This window comes from Micromonospora desertarenae, from assembly GCF_056150265.1.
The window spans coordinates 160,833-183,059 of the sequence record NZ_JAXCFQ010000003.1 but is presented as its reverse complement, the minus strand read 5'-3'; the positions used below and the strand labels follow the sequence as shown (position 1 = coordinate 183,059).

The window sequence follows — 22,227 nt, the reverse complement described above, 5'->3', positions numbered from 1 at the left end:
GGGGGCATCCCTTCAGGGGCGAATATCACGGCGGACGGCGAGGTCCGTGCTGCGACGCGCGGACACGACCCGGAAAAGCGGCGATCTGCCGGGTCACGCCGTTAAGTTGATGCTATGGCGGGCCGTACCTCTCAGGCGAGCCGGCGGCGCGGCGCGTCGCCGCGCGGTGGCACGAACAGCCGTGCCCGCCAGCCGGCGAAGAAGACTCGCACCCCGGCCCGGCGGCGCACCACCGCGGCCCGTCCGGGCCCGGCGGTCTACGTCGGCCGGGCCGTCGGTGCACTGTGGATGGGGCTCGCGCACGGCGTCGGCTGGGCGGTCCGGGCCGCCGGCCGGCAGGCCGCCTCGGCCCGGGAGCTGGATCCCGAGCACCGCCGCGACGGCGCCGGCCTGCTGGTCTTCGGGCTCGCGCTGCTCAGTGCCGTGGGCATCTGGTTCTCCGCGGCCGGCCCGGTCGGCGAGCGGGTGGCCGACACCGTCCGGCTCTTCCTCGGCGCGATCGCCATCGTGGTCCCGGTGCTGCTGATGATCGGCGCGTGGCGGCTGATGCGCGAACCGGCCGACCCGGAGCACCGCGGTCGCGGGCTGGTCGGCTGGGGCTCGATGCTGGTGGCCACCGCCGCGCTGCTGCACATCGGGCAGGAGCCGGTCGACGCGACCCAGCGCGACTTCGCCGGCGGGCTGGTCGGCGCCGGGGTGGGCAGCCTGCTGGAGCGGGCGGTCACCGCCTGGGTCGCGGTGCCGCTGCTGATCCTGCTGCTGGTCTTCGGGCTGCTGGTGGTCACCGCCACGCCGATCAACAAGATCCCGGAGCGGCTCGGCCTACTGGCCGGCGCGGTGACCGGCACGCCCGCGGCGGAGGCGGCGGACGAGGCGGAGGCCCGGGCCACGCCCGCCCGCAAGCGCCCGGCGAAGCGGATGCCGCCGCCGCTGGACCCGGACGACTTCGACGACCTCGACGAGGGCGTCGACCTGCAGGACACCATCGTGCTGCCGCGCAAGGCGCCGGCCAAGGTGCCGGCGACCCGCAAGCCGGTCGAGCCGCCGGAGCACTCGCCCGCGCCCACCCGGGCCGAGCAGTTGGCGCTGACCGGGCTGGCCGGCGACTACACCCTGCCGCCGGCGAACATGCTCAGCAGCGGCGCGGCGCCGAAGAAGCGGAGCAAGGCCAACGACGAGGTGATCGCCGCGCTCTCCGGCGTCTTCGAGCAGTTCGACGTGGACGCCGCGGTCACCGGCTTCACCCGCGGCCCGACGGTCACCCGCTACGAGGTCGAACTCGGGCACGGCGTCAAGGTCGAGCGGATCACCCAGCTCTCCCGCAACATCGCGTACGCGGTGAAGTCGCCGGACGTGCGGATCCTGAGCCCGATCCCGGGCAAGAGCGCGGTCGGCGTGGAGATCCCGAACACCGACCCGGAGAACGTCGCGCTCGGCGACGTGCTGCGCTCGCGGGCCGCCACCGGCGACCACCACCCGATGGTGGTCGCCCTCGGCAAGGACATCGAGGGCGGCTACGTGGTGGCCAACCTGGCGAAGATGCCGCACATCCTGATCGCCGGGGCCACCGGCGCGGGCAAGTCGTCCTGCCTCAACTCGCTGCTGGTGTCCATCCTCACCCGGGCCACCCCGGACGAGGTGCGGCTGCTGCTGATCGACCCGAAGCGGGTCGAGATGACCGGCTACGAGGGCATCCCGCACCTGGTCACCCCGATCGTGACCAACGCCAAGAAGGCGGCCGACTCGCTGGAGTGGGTCGTCCGCGAGATGGACATGCGCTACGACGACCTCGCCGCCAACGGGGTCCGGCACATCGACGACTTCAACCGCAAGGTCCGCAACGGCGAGATCAAGGCCCCGCCGGGCAGCGAGCGGGAGCTGCGGCCGTACCCGTACCTGCTGGTGATCGTGGACGAGTTGGCCGACCTGATGATGGTCGCGCCGCGCGACGTGGAGGACTCCATTGTCCGGATCACCCAGCTGGCCCGGGCCGCCGGCATCCACCTGGTGCTGGCCACCCAGCGCCCCTCGGTGGACGTGGTCACCGGCCTGATCAAGGCGAACGTGCCGTCCCGGCTCGCCTTCGCCACCTCCTCGCTGGCCGACAGCCGGGTCATCCTCGACCAGCCGGGGGCGGAGAAGCTGCTCGGTCGCGGTGACGGGCTGTTCCTGCCGATGGGCGCCTCGAAGCCGATCCGGATCCAGGGCGCCTGGGTCACCGAGCGCGAGATCGCCGACGTGGTGAAGTTCTGCAAGGACCAGCGCGAGCCGGAGTTCCGCCCGGACGTGCTGACCGTGGCGCAGGAGGGCAAGAAGAAGATCGACGAGGACATCGGCGACGACCTCGACCTGCTGGTGCAGGCGGTCGAGCTGGTGGTCACCTCGCAGTTCGGCTCGACCTCGATGCTCCAGCGCAAGCTGCGGGTCGGCTTCGCCAAGGCCGGCCGGCTGATGGACCTGATGGAGACCCGGGGCGTGGTCGGGCCGTCCGAGGGCTCCAAGGCCCGCGACGTGCTGGTCAAGCCGGACGAGCTGGAGGAGGTCCTGGCCGGTCTGCGCGGTGGCGATGAGTGAGCCGCTGGCCCAGGAGCTGTTCCCGATCCTCACCGCCGCGGACCTGCCGGCCGCGCTGGGCTTCTACCGGGACCTGCTCGGCGGCACGGTCACCTACCGCTTCCCGGAGACGGGCGAGCCGGAGTACGTCGCGCTGAGCTTCGGCGCCGGCCAGCTGGGCATCGGGCGCCAGGTGGATCCGGGGCCGCCGCCCGAGGACCGGACCGCGCTCTGGGTGTACGTCGGCGACTGCGACGCCGCGGTGGCCCGGCTGCGCGCGGCCGGCGTGCCGGTGCTGGCGGAACCGGCGGCGCAGCCGTGGGGCGAGCGGATGGCGGTCGTCCGCGATCCGGACGGACACCGGGTGATCGTCGCCGACCGGGGCGCGGCCGGCGGGAGCTGAGCCGCCCCGCGGGGTCGCCAGCGGCCCGACCCGGTGTTCCCGGGCGGCCGGTGGTGCCGCCGGGACGGCCGTGGTGGGAGGGCTCGCCGCTGGCCGGCCCGGCCGGCGGAACGGTCGGCCGGGCGGTGGGCCACGGACACGGACGGGCCCGCCGGCGTGCGGCGGGCCCGTCGCGTCGGGGGAGCGGTGTGGTTCAGTTGTTGACGATGGCGGCCACCAGCACCAGGCCGATCACCGCGCCGGCCACGCTGGCCACCGCGGCGTACCAGCCGAGCGGCTTGTCGCCCAGCACCGCGCCGATGACGCCGAGGATGACGCCGAGCACGCCGAAGATGATCGGGTTGAGCAGGAGCGCGAGGACCGCGAAGACGAAGCCCAGGATGGTGCAGATGCGGGCGGCGTTGCTGCGCGGACGGGCGGTGCTGGGCATGTCGGCCATATCTGCCTCCGTCAGAGAGCCTGCGATGTCAGCCGATCTCTACCCACTTCGGGCACCCGGCACGCCTCGGTAACCAGGCTGGCCGGTCCACGCGCTGTCGGGCGGCACGCGGCCCGGCACCGGGCGGCGCGCCGGCGCTCAGTGGAAGACCTTCAGCCCGACCACGCCGGCGAGGACCAGCGCCAGGCAGGCGATCCGGGGCAGGCTGGCCGGCTCGTTCAGGGCCAGCATGCCGACCAGGGCGGTGCCGGACGCGCCGATGCCGACCCAGATCGCGTAGCCGGTGCCGACCGGGATCTCGCGCAGCGCGTACGCGAGCCCGAGCATGCTGAGCACCAGCGTCACCACGAAGACCAGCGACGGGACGGGGCGGGTGAAGCCGGCGCTGCGGTCCAGGGCCACCGCCCACGCGGTTTCCAGGAGTCCGGAGACCACCAGCACGATCCAGGCCATCGATGTCACCTCTGCGCGGGCTGCCCGGACCGCCGGGGCCGGGACGAGTCGAGTCTGCATGTCACGCGGGGCGTCTTGGCCTGACCGGGTACGCCCACCACTCGTCCGGGGCGGCCCGTGGGCCACCAGGGCCGAGGCTAGCACCGGCCGCCGCCGGGCCGGCGGGGGTGAGCCGGGCGGGGGTGAGCCCGGCCACCGTCCGTTGACCTGAACCTCACTTCAGCTTGCAGGATGGGCTCATGACGCTGCTCTTCTCCGACCGCGAGGTCACCGCCGCGCTGGACGCCACCACCACGGTGGACGCCATGCGGGACGCCCTCCGGGCCGCGTACGACGGCCGGCTGGTGGCCCCGCCCCGGGCGTCCGCGTCGCTGGGTGGCGGGCGGATGGTGCTGACCGCGGGGCACCTGACCGGCGAGTGGTACGGCTTCCGCTCGTACGACACCTTCGGTCACCCGGAGTCGGAGCAGGTGGTGGTGCTGCACGACGGGCGTACCGGGGCGGTGCGGGCGGTGGCGGTCGGCGAGGAGCTGGGCTCACGGCGTACCGGGGGACTGGGCGGGGTCGCGGTGGACGCGCTGGCCCGGCCCGACGCGGCCACCCTCGGCGTGATCGGCTCCGGCCGGCAGGCGTGGACGCAGGTCTGGGCGGCCGCCGCGGTGCGCCCGCTGCGCGAGGTGACGGTGCACAGCCGCTCCGCCGCCCGGCGGGAGACGTTCGCCGCCCGGGTCCGCGCCGAGCTGGGTGTCCCGGCCCGGGCGGTCGACTCGGCCCGGGCCGCCGTGCGGGAGCGGGACGTGGTGGTGCTCGCCACCACCAGCCCGACCCCGGTGCTGGACGCCGCCGACCTCGGCCCCGGCACCCACGTCAACGCGGTCGGCTTCAAGCAGCACGACCGGGCCGAGTTCGGCAGCGACCTGCTGGACATCGCCGACCTGCTGGTCACCGACTCGCCGGCGCAGGCGTCCGCGTACGCCCCGCCGATGCTCGCGGCCGACCCGCCGTACGCCGACCGGCTGCTCGACCTGGGCGCGGTGCTGGCCGGCGCCGCCACCGGCCGGACCCGCGCGGACCAGATCTCGGTCTTCTGCTCGGTCGGCCTGGCCGGCACCGAGGTGTTCCTGCTCGACCGGCTGGTCCGGGTCGGCGCGGCGGCCGCGGCCTGACGGCCGCGACCCCGCCGGGCTCGGCGGCGCCGCGCGGCCAGGTCGGCCCGGCCGGGCGGATGTGAGCCGGCCTACTGCCGACGGCCCGCCGACGGCGGGGACGGGGCCCCGGCCCGGTACCCTCGGATGGTGTCTGCCACCTCCCCGTCCGACGACTCCAGCCCGGCCCGTCTGGCGCCGCGCCGCGACCTGGAGCTGTCCTCCGAGCTGTCGCCCGCCGGCGACGGCCGTCGCGTCGCCCTGCTGACCCTGGGCTGTGCCCGCAACGAGGTCGACTCGGAGGAGTTGGCCGCCCGGCTGCACGCCGACGGATGGCAGGTGACCACCGACGGCGAGGGCGCCGACGTGGTGGTGGTGAACACCTGCGGCTTCGTGGAGAAGGCCAAGCAGGACTCGATCCAGACCCTGCTGGCCGCGGCGGACACCGGGGCGAAGGTGGTCGCCGCCGGTTGCATGGCCGAGCGGTACGGCCGCGAGCTGGCCGACAGCCTGCCCGAGGCGCAGGCGGTGCTCAGCTTCGACGACTACCCGGACATCGCCGCCCGGCTGAACGCCGTCGTCGCCGGTGAGGCGCTGCACGCGCACACCCCGCGCGACCGGCGCGAGCTGCTGCCGCTCACCCCGGTCAACCGGCGGGCGGCGGCGGTGTCGCTGCCCGGCCACGGCACCCCGGCCCGGGACGCCGTCGAGACCGACGAGCACACCCCGGCCCACCTGCGCCAGGTGCTGCGCCGGCGGCTGGACACCGGCCCGGTGGCCTCGCTCAAGCTGGCCAGCGGCTGCGACCGCCGCTGCGCGTTCTGCGCCATCCCGGCGTTCCGCGGCGCGTTCGTCTCGCGTACGCCCGACGAGCTGCTCGCCGAGGCGGAGTGGCTGGCCAAGACCGGCGTCCGGGAACTGGTGCTGGTGAGCGAGAACTCCACCTCGTACGGCAAGGACCTGGGCGACCCGCGGGCGCTGGAGAAGCTGCTGCCGCAGCTCGCCGCGATCGACGGCGTGGTCCGGGTGCGGGTGAGCTACCTCCAGCCGGCGGAGACCCGGCCCGGCCTGGTCGAGGCGATCGCCACCACGCCCGGGGTGGCCCCCTACTTCGACCTGTCGTTCCAGCACTCCAGCGAGCCGGTGCTGCGCCGGATGCGGCGGTTCGGCTCCACCGACCGCTTCCTCGACCTGCTCGCCAGCGCCCGGGAGCTGGCGCCCGAGGCGGGTGCCCGGAGCAACTTCATCGTCGGCTTCCCCGGCGAGACCCGGGCCGACGTCGACGAGCTGGTCCGGTTCCTGACCGCGGCCCGGCTCGACGCGATCGGCGTGTTCGACTACAGCGACGAGGACGGCACCGAGGCCGCCGGGCTCTCCGGCAAGGTCTCCGCGGCCACCGTCAAGCGCCGCTACGACCGGCTCAGCGCGCTCGCCGACGAACTCTGTTCGCAGCGGGCCGAGGAGCGGCTCGGTTCGACGGTCGAGGTGCTGGTCGACTCGGTCTCCGACGGCGTGGTCGAGGGGCGCGCCGCGCACCAGGCCCCCGAGGTGGACGGCTCGACCACCCTGGTCGCGCCGGACGGCGGCGGGGTGGACCTGGCCGCGCTGCGCCCCGGCGACCTGGTGCGGGCCACGGTCACCGGCACCGAAGGGGTGGATCTGCTCGCCGTGCCGGATGAGATGATCTCGGCGGCGCCCGGCGCGGCACGGTGACGGCGGGCCCGGACGGAGCGGGGAGGCCACGTGGTGGGGTACCGGGAACGCCACGGCGGCCCGCGCGGGGCGCGGCGGTGACCGGGGCGACCGGCTCGACGCCGGCCCCGGTGGTCGGCCGGGTGCCGGTGCTCAACGCGGCCAACGCGCTCACCGCGCTGCGGCTGGTGCTGGTGCCGGTCTTCGCGGCCAGCGTGGTCATCTCCGCGATGAGCAACGCTGGCTGGCGGACGGCCGCCTGCCTGATCTTCGCGGTGGCCTCGGTGACCGACCTGGTCGACGGCTGGATCGCCCGCCGGTTCGGCCTGGTCACCTCGGTCGGCAAGGTCGCCGACCCGATCGCCGACAAGGCGCTCACCGGCGCCGCGCTGCTGCTGCTCTCCTGGTACGACCGGCTGCCCTGGTGGGTGACCGCGGTGATCCTGGCCCGCGAGCTGGGCATCACCGCCCTGCGGTTCTGGGTGATCCGGCGCGGCGTCATCGCGGCCAGCCGGGGCGGCAAGATCAAGACCGCCCTGCAGATCCTGGCCATCGCCTGGTACCTCTGGCCGATGCCGGCCGCACTCGCCGCCGTCGGCCCCTGGATCATGGCCGCGGCCGTGGCCGTGACCGTCATCACCGGCTTCGACTACGTGGCCCAGGCCCTCCGCCTCCGCCGCACCCCGTGACGCCGGACTCCGGTGGGGGGCAGGGTTGATCGGAAGCAGTGGGGGGAAGGATCGGGACATGCAGAGCAGCGACGCGAACGGGGAGCGGCCGGTCGGGAGTCCGGCGGCGGCGGTGGTGCACAGCCTGACCGAGCGGGAGGAGACGCTCGCCACGGTCGAGTCGCTCACCGGCGGCCTGCTGGCCGCCTCGATCGTGGAGATCGCCGGGGTGAGCGGCGTCTACCGCGGTGGTCTGGTGGTCTACGCCACTGAGCTGAAGTCCGAGCTGGCGGGGGTGCCGGCGGACCTGCTCGCCGAACGCGGGCCGGTCGACCCGGACGTGGCCGCCGCGCTCGCCGAGGGCGGCCGGCGGCGCTGCGGCGCCGACTGGGGCCTCGCCACCACCGGGGTGGCCGGCCCGGAGCCGCAGGACGGCAAGCCGGTCGGCCTGGTCTACGTGGCCGTGGCGGGGCCGGGCGGCAGCACCGTACGCCAGTTGGACCTGGACGGCGGGCGGGACCACGTGCGGTCGGCGGCGGTGATCGAGGCGTTGCGGCTGCTGGCCGAGCGGATCCACGAGGCCGACGCGGATCGGGCCGCCGCCGGCGTGTGACCCACGCCGGTTCGCCGGCGTCGCGGTGTCGCGCCGCCGTCGTCGGCCCCTGCCGGCGATGTGGTGTCGATCATGCCCGCGCTGGCCGCGCGGGGCGGCGTCGACCGGAGGAGCGGGTCTGCGGTCGGCAGACAACCCGCGATCCCCGGGCGGGGTGGGATGTCGCCGGGCCCGGCAACGGGTACGGTTGCGGGAAGGCTCCGGCGGTCGGGGCCGGCGCGGTCCGCCGCGCCGGACCGGGCGGCCGGGGGCGACAGAGGTGTCCCTCAGGGGGAGGTGCGATGGTCCTGCTACGCCGGGTGATCGGTGACGCACTGCGGGCGCGCCGGCAGGGGCAGCACCGCACCCTGCGCGAGGTCTCCTCCGCGGCCAACGTCAGCCTCGGCTATCTCTCCGAGATCGAGCGCGGCCAGAAGGAGCCCTCCAGCGAGTTGCTGGCCGCCATCTGCGACGCGCTCGGCGCGCGCCTGTCCGAGCTGCTGCGTGAGGTCAGCGACACCGTCGCGCTCGCCGAGCAGATGCCGGGCGTGCTGGTGCCGGTGCAGGACGAGCCGGCCGAGCCGGCCCCGGTCGCCCGGCCCGCCGTGCGCAAGGCCACCGGCCGGGCCGTGCACCAGGTCAGCTCCGACGGCAAGGTCGCCGTCTCGGTCCACCAGGATTCCCCGCTCAAGGCCACGCTGCGCAGCACCCGGGTGCGCCCGGCCGACCGCGACGTGGTCTGCGCCGCCTGACCGGCGTCCCCGCGCGCTCCGTGGCCGCCTGTGGCCCGCGCCGCGTAGGGTTGATCGCGGACGGTGCCGGTGTTGCCCGCTGGCCGGTACGGATGCCGAGCTGGCGTCCGGCTGGGACGATGGAGCCAGCGCCGCGTCGGGACCGTCGGGCCGTCCGGCACGGTGCGGCGCAGCGACGCGACTGAGGGGATACCGCGGAGATGGCGAACCCGTTCGTCAAGGGTTGGAAGTACCTGATGGCGCTCTTCGGCGCCAAGATCGACGAGCACGCCGATCCCAAGGTGCAGATCCAGCAGGCCATCGAGGAGGCGCAGCGCCAGCACCAGGCGCTGGTGCAGCAGGCCGCCGCGGTGATCGGCAACCAGCGCCAGCTGGAGATGAAGCTCTCCCGCCAGATGTCCGAGGTCGAGCGGTTGCAGGGCAACGCCCGGCAGGCCCTGGTCCTCGCCGACCAGGCCCGGGCCCGGGGCGACGAGGCCGAGGCCGGGCGCTACGAGCAGTCCGCGCAGACCCTCGCCTCCCAGCTGGTCTCCGCCGAGCAGGCCACCGAGGACCTCAAGACCCTGCACGACCAGGCGCTCGGGGCCGCCGCGCAGGCGCGCAAGGCGGTGGAGAACAACTCGATGATCCTCCAGCAGAAGCTCGCCGAGCGCACCAAGCTGCTCAGCCAACTGGAGCAGGCCAAGATGCAGGAGAGCGTCGCCCAGTCGCTGGAGTCGATGTCGGCGCTGACCGCCTCCGGCACCACCCCCACCCTGGACGAGGTGCGCGACCGGATCGAGCGGCGCTACGCCAACGCGATGGGCCGCGCCGAACTGGCCGGCAACTCCGTCGAGGGGCGGATGCTGGAGATCCAGAAGGCGACCCTGGACTCGGCCGGCGCGGCCCGGCTGGAGCAGATCCGGGCCAGCATGGCCGGCGAGCAGCTCGGCGCCCAGCGGGAGCAGCAGGCGGTGCCCCGGGCGGAGCAGGCCGCGCCGGCGGCGCCGGCGGCCGACCCGGCGGCCGCCGCCCGGCTGGACGAGATCCGGGCCAGCATGAGCCGGGAACGAGGCACGGGGGACACCACCGCCGCCGGTTGAGCGGCCGGGGGTCGAGGAGGCACAGGTGGCAGACGAGCGAACCCGGTACTTCCGGCGGCTGAGCCGGCTGCGGCGGTCCGCCCGCCGGTGGAGTGTGCTGGCCGGCGGGCTCGGTGGCGCCGCCGCCGTGCTCACCCCGTACGCCGGGCTGGGGCTGCCGGACGCGGCCTGGGCCGCCGGCGCGGGCGGCGCGGTGGCGCTGGCCGCTTGGCGCTGGATCGACCTGCGCGCGCTGGCCGCCCGGCCGGCGCCGCCGCCGCTCGACCCGGCCGAGGCCGCCGCCCGTTCCCGGGCCCGGCTGGTCGCCGCGGTGGAGCGGCTCCCGGTCGGCCCGGGCGTGCTCGCCGAGGTACGCCGGGTCCGCTCCCGGGTGGCGTTGCGCGGCACCAGCGCCGCCGAGCCGTGGGCCCGGCTGGACCGGGCCGCGCTGACCCTGGCCGGGATGGCCCCCCGGCTCACCGGCCTCGCCGAGCCGGCGGTGCAGGAGGCGGCCACGGCCGACCGGTCGCTGCGGGACCTCGCCAACCGGGTGGCCAGCGTGGAGCGCGCGATGCGGCTGGCCCCGGCCGACGCCCGCCCGCCGCTGGCCGAGGCGCACCGGTCGCTCACCGCGCAGCTGGACAGCGGCGTCGCCGCGTACGAGCGGCTGGTGGTGGCCGCCGCCGGCTACGTCGCCGAGGACGCCCGGCCGGACGCCGAGCACCCGGCCGCCGCCCAGCTCACCGAGGCCACCGACCTGCTGCACGGCGTCGCCGGGGCGCTGGCCGAGCTGCGCGCCGTCAACACCCCGCTGCGCGCCCGCTGAGCCGGCCGGTCACCGCGGCGTGGTGACCGGGACCGGCGTGGTGAACGGCGAGCTGCCGACCACGTTGAACGCGCGGATCCGGTAGTGGTAGGTGACCCCGCGGGCCAGGCCGGTGTTGGTGAAGCCCCGGCCGGTGACCGTGAAGGTGGCCACCTCGCGGGCGAACCCCGGATCCAGGGCCCGCTGCACGATGAACCCGGCGCCCGGCCCGCTCGGGGCGCTGGCCGACCAGCCCAGGATCACCGTGGCGGTGTCCGGGCCGGGCGCGGTGGCCGTGGCGCTCACCGCGGTCGGCGTGCCGGGCACCGGTGGGGTGGTCACCGTGGCCACCGTCGACCAGGGCGAGGCCGCGCCCAGGTACGTCGTCCGCACCCGGTAGTAGTACGTGGTGTCCGGGGCGACGGCGGCGTCCAGGTGCTGGTCGCCGACGCCGATCGCGGTGGTGCCCGGGCCGCTGGTGAACGTCGGGTTGGTGGCCCGCTGCACGTCGATCCCGGTGGCGAAGGAGCGGTTCGCCCAGCGCAGCGCGACCCGCAGCGGCGCGGCCGGCGGGATCACCGCGGCCAGCCCGGCGGGCGCGGTCAGCCGCACCGCGGCCGGCACGCTGTTCGACCAGGCGGAGCAGCTGACGGCGTTCTCGGCGCGGATCCGGTAGTGGTAGGTCACCCCGGGCGTGACGGTGGCGTCGGTGTACCGGGTGGCGGTGGCCGCCACGGTGATCTCGGTAAGCCCCTCGGTGAAGGTGCCGTCGGTGGCCCGCTGGAGCAGGTGGCTGGTGGCCGGGGGGCGGCTGCCGTTGCCGGTCCAGGCCAACGCGATCGCCGGCAGCGCGGTGGCCGAGCCGGGGGCGGGCGTGGCGGTCAGCCCGGTGGGCGCCTTCGGCGCGACCCGCAGCACCAGCGGCCGGTTCATGCCCTGGTCGCGGTACCCGGCCAGCCGGCTGTACCAGCGGTACTCCCAGCCCAGGTTGACCAGGTGGTTCAGCACCATCGCCGGGCGGCCGTCGGCCGGGCTCACCGGCGTCGAGCCGGTCCGGGCGCCGGCCGGCCGGGTCGGGTCGAGCAGCCGTACGCTGTCGCCGATCTTGAACGGCAGGGCGGGGGCGACCGGCCGCAGGGCGACGATCACGTCCTCCCGCGGGTCGACCCGGACGACCTGCTTCCAGCCCAGCTCGGCTCCCTCCGCCGGCCGGACCGTGCCGTCCCAGCCGACCCGGTTGACCACCTGCACGTCGCAGCCGTCGAACTGCACCGGCTGGGTCTGCCGGGCGTGGCCGCTGATCCGCCAGAGCTGGGTGCCGTCGGCGGCGGCGCCGATCCCGACCGCCGGGTCGGTGGCGAAGAGGATCTCGGTGGCCGGGTCGGTCGGGTCCAGCGGCAGGGTGGCGGGGGAGAGCGGCCCGGTGTGCGGGTGCTCGACGCCGAGCCGTCCGGTCAGCCGGCCGTACCCGGGCTCGACGACCTGCTGCACCACCTTGCCGAGCAGCGGCAGGGTCACCGGGGCGCCGGCTCCGGCGGGGGTGAAGGTGACAGTGGTGGCCTGCGCCGGCACCAGGGTCGGCCGGTCGGTCCGCGTGCCGAAGGCGGCGTCGTGGCCGGGCTGCGGCACGATCGGCGGCCGCTGGCCGGCCGCGTACGCCCGGGGCAGCCGGTCGCGCAGCCGGGCCAGGTCGTAGCGGGGCGCCGGGGTGCCGGACACCCGGAACTGGAGCAGCGTGCGGGTGTTCGGCCCGTACCCCGGGCGGGTGGGCGGCGCCCCGCCATCGGCGGTGCGGTCCGGCGCGCCGGTGTGCTGGTCGTAGCGGGGGTCGAAGCCGGGCAGCGGGGCCGGGCAGTCGTTGTAGAGGATCAGCGTGCTGCCCGGGGCGACGGCGGCGAAGTCGACCAGCACGTCGGCCCGCTCGCCGGGGGCGAGCAGCAGGGCGTGCCCGTCGACGTTGAGCACGGTGGGGTCGCGGCGGTCGTACCGGTAGCCGACCGGCCGGTTCGGGATCACCACCGGCGCCGGCAGCAGCCCGCACTCGTTGCCGATCTGGACCAGCTCCGGGCCGGCGGCGGCCGGGTCGGGCACCCCGCCGTCGCGCCCGTCGGTCGGCCAGCCGGCCGGGCGGCCGGGCGCCCGGACCGCGTCCACCATCGGCACCTCGCCGGCGTCGGCGTCGGCCAGGCTGCCGTCGGCCGCCCACATCGGCCCGGTCGAGCGGGCCCGGTAGAGGCCCAGGTTGAGGCTGCGGTCGAGGCAGGCGTTGAGGATCCGGAACCGGTAGGTGCGGGGCTCGACGGTCAGGTAGGGGTAGGCGACGCCGTTGACCAGCATGGTGTCGCCGAACACCTCCGGCACCGCCGACGGGTGCGGCACGCCGGGCGTCCACGGCGGCTCCGCCGGGTCGGTCACCGGGTCGTGGTGCGGGTTCGGCACCGGCTCCGGGCCGGGGTGCGCCGGGCCGGCACCGTCGGGCCCGGCGGCGGGCCCGCTCCGCTCGGCGGTACGCGACCACGGGCCGTAGTCCCACCGGCCGGTCGGGTTCGTCCCGTCGGCCCGGTACGGGTTCTGCCGGGGCTGGTAGACGTGCGGGTGCCAGAGGCTGCCCCGGGCCCCCCAGCGGTCCCGGTCCCAGGTCGGGTCCTCCCCGGCGAGCTGGGTGTCGTCCGGCACGAAGGTCTTGTCCTCGATCACCAGCGGCACCTGGTCGGCCGGCAGCACCCCGTCGGCGACCAGCTCCTCCTCGGCCGGGTCGGTGAGCAGGTAGAGCGCGACCTGACCGGAGTAGACGGTCAGCCGGGCCAGGCCGAGGGTGTTGTCGTGGAACCAGAGCAGCCGGCCGCTCTGCTCGTTCGGGTAGTAGAGGGTGGTGGCGCCGGCGCCGGGCGGCGGCATGTCCGGCACGTGGGTCAGCCCGGCACCGCTCGGGTACGGGGTGATCTCGCCCGCCGGGGTGATCCACTGCCACGGGTTCCCGGCGCAGATCCAGGCCGTCTGCGCACCGGACAGGTGCAGCACCGCCCGGTTCTGCGGGTACGGCGCCGGGCCGTCCAGCGGGCCGGTACCGGCCCCGTACACCGTGGGGTCGACCGGCAGGAAGAGTTCTCCGGCCCGGCCGGTGGGGAGCTGGTTGATGAACTTGATCCGCACCGGCCGGCCCCGCCGGGCCAGCACCACCGGCCCGAGGTGCCAGGGGCGCTCCGGCGGTGCGACGGTGTTGTGCCCGTCGGCGTCGGTGCCCAGGTTGAGTTGCCGGTAGCCGCGCAGCCGGGTGGCCGGCAGGTCCCGGTGCAGGCGCTGGGCGTACTCCCCCAGGCCGATCTCGTAGTAGTCGCAGCCGGGGTAGCTGATGGTGTCCGGGGTGGCCACCGGCAGGTGGGCGCCGAGGTCGTTGGCGCCCAGCGTGCCGAGGCCGGGCAGCGCGTCGACGAACTTGCGGATGCCGGTGCCCACCGTCACCCGGCCGTCGGCGTCGAGCACCGGGCGGGGGCTGCCGGCGAAGTTCGGCACCGGACCGAAGCAGCGCGGCACCGCGGCCGGGTCGAGGCTGGCCGGCACGGGGGCGACCGGATCGGCGGTCCGGGCCGCCGGGACGGTGGGGGTCGGGCCGGCGGTGGCGCCGAGGCGGGCCGCCCAGGGGATCCGGAGTCGACGGAACATCACCATGGCTCTCCCCGGGGTCGGGGCGCGGCGGCCACCACCCCGGCGTGGCGGCCCGGTCGCGCTCGCGTTGACGATCGGTGAGCACTCAACCGCAGCATGCGACGCGGACGGGTGGGTTAGGAAGTACCCAATCGTCCGTATCTGCTGTCGAGCGTGGATCCTCGGCCGCACCGGCCATCGACGCTGGTGGTCCCGGGTGGCCGGGCCGTGGAAGTTCCACGGCGCGCGGAGCGGTATGGCCGGGGTCGGTGCGCCCGGTCGGCGTCACCCTGCGTCGTCGCGCCGGGTGCGCTCGGGCTGGCAGACCGGGCACCAGTAGGTGACCCGCTCGCCGAGTTCCTCCTTGCGGATGGCCGTGCCGCAGCGGCGGCACGGCTGGGCCCGGCGGCCGTACACGTAGCTGGTCTGGCCGCGGTGCAGCGAGCCGGTGGTGCTCTGCGTCCACCGGCCCCGGTTGGCGGCGAGCAGCCGCTGCGCCAGGGTGACCGTGCCGGCGAGGTCGGGCACCGCGCCCACCGGCGTCCACGGCGAGACGCCGCGCAGGAAGAGCACCTCGCACTTGTAGAGGTTGCCGATGCCGGCCAGGTTGCGCTGGTCCAGCAGCGCCTCGCCGATGGTCCTCTCCGGGTGGGCGGCCAGCCGGCGCACCGCCTCGGCCGGGTCCCAGTCCGCGCCGAGCAGGTCGGGGCCGAGCTGCCCGACCAGCGACTCCTCCTCGGCGGTGGGCACCAGCGCCAGCTCGTGCAGGTGGTAACCGACCGCGACCGCCCCGGGGCTGCGCAGCACCACCCGGATCAGGTGGGCCGGCCGGGCGCTCCACCGCTCGCCGGGGGCGTACGCCCGCCAGGCGCCCTCCATCCGCAGGTGCGAGTGCAGCGTCCAGTGCGCCCCGTCGGGTGCGGCGAGCCGGAGCAGCAGGTGCTTGCCCCGGCTGGCGGACTCCCGCACGGTCCAGCCGGTGAGGTCCGTGGTGGCGAGCTGGGGCACGCGGAAGTCGCTGCCGGTCAGCCGGGCGCCGGCCAGCGCGCGGTGCAGCACGCGGGCGGTGTTCCAGACGGTGTCGCCTTCGGGCACCCTGCCATCCTGCACCCGCCGCCGGGTGCCGGCCCGCTGACCGGCCGCCGTGCCGGGTGGGCGGCGGCTTCCACCCGGCGCGGCGGCGTTCCGGCCCGCGCCGACTCGACGCGGCGGCGTCGCAGCCCGCGGCCGGGCCGGCGCGGCGGGGTCAGCCGGCGTCCGGGGCGGCGACCCGGAGCAGGTCGCCGGGTGCGACGCCGAGCAGGTCGGCCGCCCGGCCGCCGTTGACCGCCACCGCCACCAGGCCGGCCGAGTCGCCGTGCACCACCAGCCCGCCGGCCGGGGCGTCGCCGAAGGTCCGCCCGCGTACCGCGTCCCGACCGGCCACCCGTACCCGGGCGGGCAACGCCCCGAGCAGGTCGGCGGGCGCGGCGAGCTGCACGTTGCCGAAATGGTCGACGGTCAGCACCTCGGCGGTGAACCCGCCGGCCTCGCGGTCGAGCACCGGCGCCGGCAGCCGGACCAGGGTCTCCGGGTCGACGGCCGGGCCGGCGTCGGCCAGCGGCGCGCCGAGCGCGAGCCGCGCCGCCACCGGCGCGAAGACGTCCCGGCCGTGGAAGGTGTCCGACACCCGGGCGGCCAGCCACCCGGGCGCGGTCAGCTCGACGGCGGCGGTGATCCCGCCGAGCGCCGCCGCCGCGTCGAGCAGCAGGCCGTTGTCCGGCCCGACCAGCAGCCCGCCCGGCGTGGCGAGCCCGACTCCCCGCCGGGCCGTGCCGACCCCCGGGTCCACCACGGCCACGTGCACGCCGACCGGCAGGTGCGGCACGGTCTGCGCCAGCACGGCCGCGCCCCGGCGTACGTCGCCCGGCGGCACCAGGTGGGTCACGTCGATCAGCCGGGCGGCCGGCGCGAGCCGGGCGATCACCCCGTGACAGGCGGCCACGAAGCCGTCCGCGAGGCCGTAGTCGGTGGTCAGCGAGATCCACGGGATCGGTGCCATGCCGGCAGGTTAGTTCGTCCGCCCCGGCGCCGGCGCCGCGCCGTCGGGTGCCAGGCGCAGCTCCAGGATCAGCTCGTCGTGCAGCGGGATGCCGTCCTCCCCGACCGTCGGGATGCTCGGCTTGAGCCGGCGGGCCCGGTCCACCGCGCCCCGGTCCACGCCCACCAGCCGCAGCCCGCGCCGCTGGTAGAAGCGCAGCGCCCGCAGGTTGTCGTTGGTGGTGATCAGCCACAGCCGGGCCGCGCCCGCGGCCCGGGCGGCGTCCACCGCCGCGGCCAGCAGCGCCGTGCCGACGCCGCCGCCGGGCGTCGCGGCGACCACGCTGACCACCTCCAGGCCGTCGGCGCCGGTGTGGTGGGCGAGCGCCCCGACCACCCCGCCGGCGCCGTCCACCGCCACCAGGGTGGGCAGCGTACGCAGGTCGAAGCGGGTGTCGTGGGCGATCACGTACGGCCCACCCCACTCGCGCTCGTGCAGCGCCTCGACCGCCGCCCGGTCCCCGGGCTCGGCCGGCCGTACCCGCACCCCGCTCATCCCGCCTCCCCGCCCTGCGACCGGCCCGGATGGTATCCGCACCGGGCCGGTCCGGTCCGCCGGATTTACCGGGCGGGCTGGCGGATATGGGACAGCGGCACTGGCCGACCGGCCACTGCCGCCGCCGGCGGCCGGTTCCGCACACTGCCGGGGTGACCAACCGGAAGCCGCCCGCCGTCGCGGTGCTCCTGCTCACGGCCGCGCTGACCGCCGCCTGCGGCGCCGACCGGCGGCCGGATCCCGCCGGCGTCTCGACCGGCGCCCCGGAGGCCGCGCCGGCCACCCCGGTCACCGGCCCGCCGGTCGTCCCGGGTGGCACGACCGCGGCCATCCCGCCGAGGCCCGCCGTGCCGGCGGGGCCGAGCGGTACCACCGAACGCCGCCCGACCGGCCCGCCGCCGGTGGTGCTGCCGGCCCGGCCGGCGGGGACGCCCGGTGCGCGGCAGGTCGTCGCCGCGTTCCGGGCCGCCGGGCTGGCGGCGGGCAACCCGCGGGACCGCTCGGCCGACTGCGGGCCGGACGGGCTCGGGCTGGGCTGCGCGGAGATCGTCGCCACCGACGCGGTCACCGTCTACGTCTTCCCGGACGAGCCCAGCGCCGGCGACGTCGCGGAGATCTGGCGCGGCCAGTCGTACCGGCGCGGCGCCGTGGTGCTCAACTACCTGGAGGCGAAGACCCCGGCCACCGACCGCGCCCGGTACGAGCGGGTACTCAGAACCCTGCGCTGACCGAGCCGGTGCGGCCGTGCGCAGTGCGCGCCCCCGGCCCGCCCGGCCGACGGCCCGCCCTGGACCGGCGGCCGGCGGTCAGCCGCGCAGGCGCAGCCCGCGCGGGGTGGTGCGGAAGCCGGCAGCGGTGAGCGCGTCCCGCAGCGGTGAGGCGTGCACGGCCTCGCCGTCGGCGCGCTCCACCGACATGGCCCCCAGCGCCCCGGAGTGGACCGCGTCGGCGAGCGCCTTGCCGGCCGCGGCGAGGGCGTCGGCGTCGTCGGTGAACGAGAGGATCGTCCGCCCGCCCCGCTCCACGTAGAGCACCAGGTCGCCGCCGACCAGCACGACCAGGGCACCGGCCTTGCGACCCGCCCGGTGCCCGGTGGCCGGGGCCGCCCCGTCGCCGGAGTCGACCGCCCGCTCGGGCCAGGGCAGCGCCGCGCCGTACGGGTTGGCCGGGTCGGTGGCGGCGAGCACCAGCGTCGGCCCGCCGCCGCGACCGCGCCCGCCGTCGGCCGGCTCGGCCAGCGCGCGGATCCGGTCGACCGCGCCGGGCACCGCGAACTGCGCCGCCCCCAGCCCTTCGACGAAGTAGCCCCGCCGGGCCGCGCCGCGCTCCTCCAGCGCGGAGAGCACCGGGTAGACCGCGGCGAAACCGCCGGTCACCTGCTCGGCCACCACCGCGCCCCGGGTGACCACGCCGTGCCGTTCCAGCAGCACGTCGGCCAGCGCCGCCGCCCGGCGGGTCGGGTCGGTGTCGCGCTCGGGCAGCCGGGACCACCGGCCGGCGACGGTCGGTGGGCCGCTGCGGCTCGGCAGCGCCACCCGGCCGGGGCGCCGGTAGCGGGTGCGTGGCGCGCTCGGGCGGGACCGGTGCGCGCCGCCACCGCCGAGCGCGGCGCGCAGCGGGGCGAGCGTGTCGTTGGTCAGGTGACCGGCCCAGACCAGGTCCCAGACGGCGGCGGCCAGCGCGGCGTCGTCGGTCGAGCCGACCCGGTCGGCCAGCGACCGGAAGAACAGCGCCTGCCCGTCGCCGAGCGCCTCCAGCACGGCGTCGTGCAGCGGGGTACGGGTGAGCGCCTCGTCCGGCGGCGGGAGCAGCAGCGGCGCCGCGTCCGCGTACGCCAGGGTGACCCAGCCGTCCCCGCCGGAGATCGCCCCCGAGCCGGCCCAGAGCACCTCGCCGCTGGCGCACAGCTCGTCGAGCTGGGCGGGGGAGTAGTCGGCGACCCGGCCGGGCAGCACCAGCCGCTCCAGCGCCGACGCCGGGACCGCCGCCCCCTGCAACTGCTCGACGGCGGCGGCCACCGCCTCCACGCCGCGGGCGGACGAGCCCACCTGCTGCCAGCGGGGCAGGAACGCGGCCAGCGCCCGGGGCGGCACCGGCTCGATCTCCCGGCGCAGCGCGGCGAGGGACCGGCGGCGCAGCAGGCGCAGCACCTCCGCGTCGCACCACTGGGTGCCGACGGTGTCGGGGGCGAACTCGCCGGAGACCACCCGGCCGGTGGCGGCCAGCCGGCGCAGCGCCTGCTCCACCACGAACACCCCGAGCCCGAACCGGGCCGCGCAGGTGGCGGCGGCGAACGGGCCGTGCGTGCGCGCGTAGCGGGCGACGAGGTCGCCGAGCGGGTCGGCGACCGGTTCGAGGTACGCCTCGGCGACCCCCACCGGCAGGGCCACGCCGAGCGCGTCGCGCAGCCGGCCGGCGTCCTCGACGCCCACCCACCGTTCCTCGCCGGCGATGCGGACCGACAGCACCCGGCGGGCCGCCGCCAGCTCGGTGAGCCAGTCGGCCGGCGCGCCGCGCTCGGCCAGCTCGTCGGTGCTCAGGTCGCCGACCACGCGGAGCAGCTCGACCACGTCCTCCGGGTCGCGCGGGCGCCGCTGCTCGGTCAGCCAGCGCAGCTGCCGCTCGGTCTCGGCCAGCACCGCCGGATCGAGCAGCTCGCGCAGGTCGACCCGGCCGAGCAGCTCGCCGAGCAGGGCCGAGTCCAGCGCCAGCGCGGCGGCCCGGCGCTCGGCCAGCGGGGCGTCGCCCTCGTAGAGGAAGGCGCCGACGTAGCCGAAGAGCAGCGACCGGGCGAACGGGGACGGCTGGGGCGTCTCCACCTCGACCAGCCGCACCTTCCGGGCGGCCAGGTCGCGCATCAGCTCGGCCAGCGCCGGCTGGTCGAAGACGTCCTGCAGGCACTCCCGGGCGGCCTCCAGGGTGACCGGGAAGTCGGCGTACTCGCGGGCCACGTCGAGCAGTTGGGCGGCCCGCTGGCGCTGCTGCCAGAGCGGCTGGCGGCGGCGCGGGTCGCGCCGGGGCAGCAGCAGGGACCGCGCGGCGCACTCCCGGAACCGGGCGGCGAAGAGCGCGGACGTGCCGACCGACTCCTCGACCAGTTGGGCGATCTCGTCCGGGTCGAAGACCACCACGTCGGCGCCGGGCGGTTCGTCGGCGGTGTCCGGCAGCCGGACGACGATGCCGTCGTCGGCCGGCATCACCTGGGCGTCCACCCCGTAGCGCTCGGCCAGCCGGCGCCCGATCGCCAGCGCCCACGGCCCGTTCACCCGGGCGCCGAGCACGCTGTGCACGGCCAGCCGCCAGTCGCCCAGCTCGTCGCGGAACCGCTCCACCACCACCGTGCGGTCGTCCGGCAGGGCGCGGGTGGCGGCCCGCTGCTCGCGCAGGTAGGCCATCAGGTTGCCGGCGGCCCAGTCGTCCAGCCCGCCGGCGCGCAGCGCGGCGACCGCCGTCTCGTCGTCCTGCCGCAGCAGCGCCCGCACCCGGGCGCCGATCGCCCGGCCCAGCTCCACCGGGCGACCCAGCTGGTCGCCCTTCCAGAACGGCATCTTCGCCGCCTGCCCCGGGGCCGGCGACACCAGCACCCGGTCGGGGGTGATCTCCTCGATCCGCCAGGACGAGGAGCCGAGCAGGAAGACGTCGCCGACCCGGGACTCGTAGACCATCTCCTCGTCCAGCTCGCCGACCCGCGCGGCGCGCTCGGCGCCGGCCAGGAAGACCCCGAACAGGCCCCGGTCGGGGATGGTCCCGCCGCTGGTCACCGCGAGCCGCTGCGCGCCCGGCCGGCCGGTGAGCAGGTCGGTGGCGCGGTCCCAGACCAGCCGGGGCCGCAGCTCGGCGAAGGCGGTGGACGGGTAGCGGCCGGAGAGCATGTCGAGCACCGCGTGCAGCGCCGAGTCGGGCAGCTCGGCGAAGGGCGCCGCCCGGCGGACCACGACCGCCAGGTCGCCGACCCGCCACGGCTCCAGCGCCACCATCGCCACGATCTGCTGGGCCAGCACGTCCAGCGGGTTGCGCGGGTAGTGCAGCTCCTCGATCGCCCCGCCGGCCATCCGCTCGGCCACCACCGTGCAGGAGAGCAGGTCGCCCCGGTGCTTCGGGAAGACCACGCCGCGGGACACCGCGCCCACCTGGTGGCCGGCCCGACCGACCCGTTGCAGCCCGGCGGCCACGCTCGGCGGCGCCTCGATCTGCACCACCAGGTCGACGGCGCCCATGTCGATGCCCAGCTCGAGGCTGGAGGTGGCCACCACGGCGGGCAGCTGCCCGGACTTGAGCGCCTCCTCGATCTGCTTGCGCTCCTCGCGGGAGACGCTGCCGTGGTGGGCGCGGGCGATCACCGGCGGGGCGCCGGCCACCGCGCCGGCCTGGGCCATCAGCTCGGCCGGCATCCGCCCGCCGCGCCCACCGGCGCCACCCGGCCCGCCCCCGGCGGGCCCGCCGTCGGTGGCCGCCGCCAGCTCCTCGACGGCGAGTTCGTTGAGCCGGGCGCAGAGCCGTTCGGCCGAGCGGCGGGAGTTGGTGAAGACGATGGTCGACCGGTGTGCCCGGATCAGCGCGAAGACCCGTTCCTCCACCGCCGGCCAGATCGACGCGCGGCGCGGGCCCAGCCCGCCGAGGTCGTCCTCCGGCGGCTGCTCGTGCTCGTCGAGGCGGGTCATGTCCTCCACCGGCACCTGGACGGTGACCTCGATCGTCTTGGCGGTGGGCGGGGCGACCACGTCGACCGGGCGGGCCCCGCCGAGGAACCGGGCGCAGGTGTCGACCGGCCGGACGGTGGCGCTCAGGCCGATCCGCTGGGCCGGGGCGGGCAGCAGCTCGTCGAGGCGCTCCAGGGAGAGCGCCAGGTGGGCGCCGCGCTTGGTGCCGGCCACCGCGTGCACCTCGTCGACGATCACCGTCTCGACCCCGCGCAGCGAATCCCGGGCGGCGGAGGTGAGCAGCAGGAAGAGCGACTCGGGCGTGGTGATGAGGATGTCCGGCGGGGTGCGGGCGAAGGCGCGGCGCTCGTCGGCCGGCGTGTCGCCGGTGCGCATCCCGACGGTGATGTCGGGCGGGGCGACGCCGAGCCGGGTGGCGGCCTGCCGGATGCCGGCCAGCGGAGCGCGCAGGTTGCGCTCGACGTCGACCGCCAGCGCCTTGAGCGGGCTGACGTAGAGCACCCGGCAGCGCTGCCGGGGCTCGGCCGGCGCCGGCTCGCGGGCCAGCCGGTCCAGCGACCAGAGGAACGCGGCGAGCGTCTTGCCGGAGCCGGTGGGCGCCACCACCAGGGCGTTGCGCCGGGCGGCGATCGACTGCCAGGCGCCGGTCTGCGCCGCGGTCGGGGCGGCGAAGGCGGCGCGGAACCACTCGCGGGTGGCCGGGCCGAAGCCGGCGAGCACCCCGGCCGTCTCGGGGTCGCCCGACGGCCCCGCCGCCGGGTCGACCGGACGCTCCGCCGGGCC

At 76.7% G+C, this 22,227-nt stretch carries 17 protein-coding genes and 1 riboswitch; of the genes, 10 read left to right on the top strand and 7 right to left on the bottom strand.

The genetic code is table 11. The features are described 5' to 3' along the window. Window positions 1-114 precede the first annotated feature (114 nt). Both SM577_RS06780 and SM577_RS06775 read left to right on the top strand, forming a co-directional pair. Window positions 115-2,574, top strand: coding sequence for a DNA translocase FtsK (locus SM577_RS06780; protein ID WP_302917653.1), 2,460 nt, complete (start codon window positions 115-117; stop codon window positions 2,572-2,574). After that, the gene (locus SM577_RS06775) at window positions 2,567-2,956 is read left to right on the top strand and encodes a VOC family protein (RefSeq protein ID WP_474586503.1); all 390 of its coding nucleotides are present in this window, start codon (window positions 2,567-2,569) and stop codon (window positions 2,954-2,956) included. Before SM577_RS06780 ends, SM577_RS06775 begins: the two co-directional genes overlap by 8 nt. Window positions 2,957-3,149: 193 nt before the next feature. On the opposite strand, the gene SM577_RS06770 is transcribed toward SM577_RS06775, so the two are convergent. Together SM577_RS06770 and SM577_RS06765 are read right to left on the bottom strand one after the other, a co-directional pair. After that, window positions 3,150-3,395, bottom strand: coding sequence for a hypothetical protein (locus tag SM577_RS06770; RefSeq protein WP_302917651.1), 246 nt, complete (start codon window positions 3,393-3,395; stop codon window positions 3,150-3,152). A gap of 138 nt (window positions 3,396-3,533) precedes the next feature. Next, a complete protein-coding gene (locus SM577_RS06765) occupies window positions 3,534-3,848 on the bottom strand; it encodes a DMT family transporter (protein ID WP_302917650.1) in 315 nt (104 codons plus the stop codon). A gap of 64 nt (window positions 3,849-3,912) precedes the next feature. After that, window positions 3,913-3,977: riboswitch (guanidine-III (ykkC-III) riboswitch) on the bottom strand. A 110-nt stretch (window positions 3,978-4,087) separates the two neighbouring features. Between SM577_RS06765 and SM577_RS06760 the strand changes: the two genes are divergently transcribed. From SM577_RS06760 to pspM, 7 genes are all read left to right on the top strand, one after another. Then, window positions 4,088-5,014 (top strand): ornithine cyclodeaminase family protein, encoded by a 927-nt coding sequence (locus SM577_RS06760; RefSeq protein WP_474586502.1) that lies wholly within the window; start codon window positions 4,088-4,090, stop codon window positions 5,012-5,014. 126 nt (window positions 5,015-5,140) lie between these two features. Further along, window positions 5,141-6,706, top strand: coding sequence for a 30S ribosomal protein S12 methylthiotransferase RimO (gene rimO / locus SM577_RS06755; protein WP_474586501.1), 1,566 nt, complete (start codon window positions 5,141-5,143; stop codon window positions 6,704-6,706). A gap of 77 nt (window positions 6,707-6,783) precedes the next feature. Then, window positions 6,784-7,374: a CDP-diacylglycerol--glycerol-3-phosphate 3-phosphatidyltransferase gene (gene pgsA, locus SM577_RS06750; protein WP_302917647.1), complete on the top strand. Its 591-nt coding sequence runs from the start codon at window positions 6,784-6,786 to the stop codon at window positions 7,372-7,374. A gap of 58 nt (window positions 7,375-7,432) precedes the next feature. Further along, window positions 7,433-7,966: a CinA family protein gene (locus SM577_RS06745; RefSeq protein WP_302917646.1), complete on the top strand. Its 534-nt coding sequence runs from the start codon at window positions 7,433-7,435 to the stop codon at window positions 7,964-7,966. Between the two features lie 281 nt (window positions 7,967-8,247). Beyond that, window positions 8,248-8,697 carry a helix-turn-helix domain-containing protein gene (locus tag SM577_RS06740; protein ID WP_302917645.1) on the top strand — a complete coding sequence of 150 codons (450 nt, stop codon included), beginning with the start codon at window positions 8,248-8,250 and terminating at the stop codon, window positions 8,695-8,697. Between the two features lie 200 nt (window positions 8,698-8,897). Continuing rightward, entirely contained in the window at window positions 8,898-9,779 is an 882-nt protein-coding gene (locus SM577_RS06735; RefSeq protein ID WP_474586500.1) for a PspA/IM30 family protein, read from the top strand. 25 nt (window positions 9,780-9,804) lie between these two features. After that, complete coding sequence (pspM, locus tag SM577_RS06730; RefSeq protein WP_302917643.1) at window positions 9,805-10,584, top strand: phage shock envelope stress response protein PspM; 780 nt, start codon at window positions 9,805-9,807, stop codon at window positions 10,582-10,584. Between the two features lie 9 nt (window positions 10,585-10,593). Here pspM and SM577_RS06725 read toward each other — a convergent pair whose 3' ends face one another. The 4 genes from SM577_RS06725 to SM577_RS06710 form a co-directional block, all read right to left on the bottom strand. Then, on the bottom strand, window positions 10,594-14,232 hold the full coding sequence (locus SM577_RS06725; protein ID WP_474586499.1) for a hypothetical protein: 3,639 nt from the start codon (window positions 14,230-14,232) through the stop codon (window positions 10,594-10,596). A gap of 261 nt (window positions 14,233-14,493) precedes the next feature. Next, on the bottom strand, window positions 14,494-15,303 hold the full coding sequence (locus SM577_RS06720; protein ID WP_302917641.1) for a DNA-formamidopyrimidine glycosylase family protein: 810 nt from the start codon (window positions 15,301-15,303) through the stop codon (window positions 14,494-14,496). Between the two features lie 151 nt (window positions 15,304-15,454). Continuing rightward, window positions 15,455-16,249, bottom strand: a complete 795-nt coding sequence (locus SM577_RS06715; protein ID WP_474586498.1) for an SAM hydrolase/SAM-dependent halogenase family protein — start codon at window positions 16,247-16,249, stop codon at window positions 15,455-15,457. A 9-nt stretch (window positions 16,250-16,258) separates the two neighbouring features. Further along, window positions 16,259-16,783 (bottom strand): GNAT family N-acetyltransferase, encoded by a 525-nt coding sequence (locus tag SM577_RS06710; protein ID WP_302917639.1) that lies wholly within the window; start codon window positions 16,781-16,783, stop codon window positions 16,259-16,261. Between the two features lie 152 nt (window positions 16,784-16,935). Between SM577_RS06710 and SM577_RS06705 the strand changes: the two genes are divergently transcribed. After that, entirely contained in the window at window positions 16,936-17,511 is a 576-nt protein-coding gene (locus tag SM577_RS06705) for a hypothetical protein (RefSeq protein WP_474586497.1), read from the top strand. Window positions 17,512-17,589: 78 nt separating this feature from the next. Here SM577_RS06705 and SM577_RS06700 read toward each other — a convergent pair whose 3' ends face one another. Further along, complete coding sequence (locus SM577_RS06700) at window positions 17,590-22,164, bottom strand: ATP-dependent helicase (protein WP_474586639.1); 4,575 nt, start codon at window positions 22,162-22,164, stop codon at window positions 17,590-17,592. Window positions 22,165-22,227: the final 63 nt, after the last annotated feature.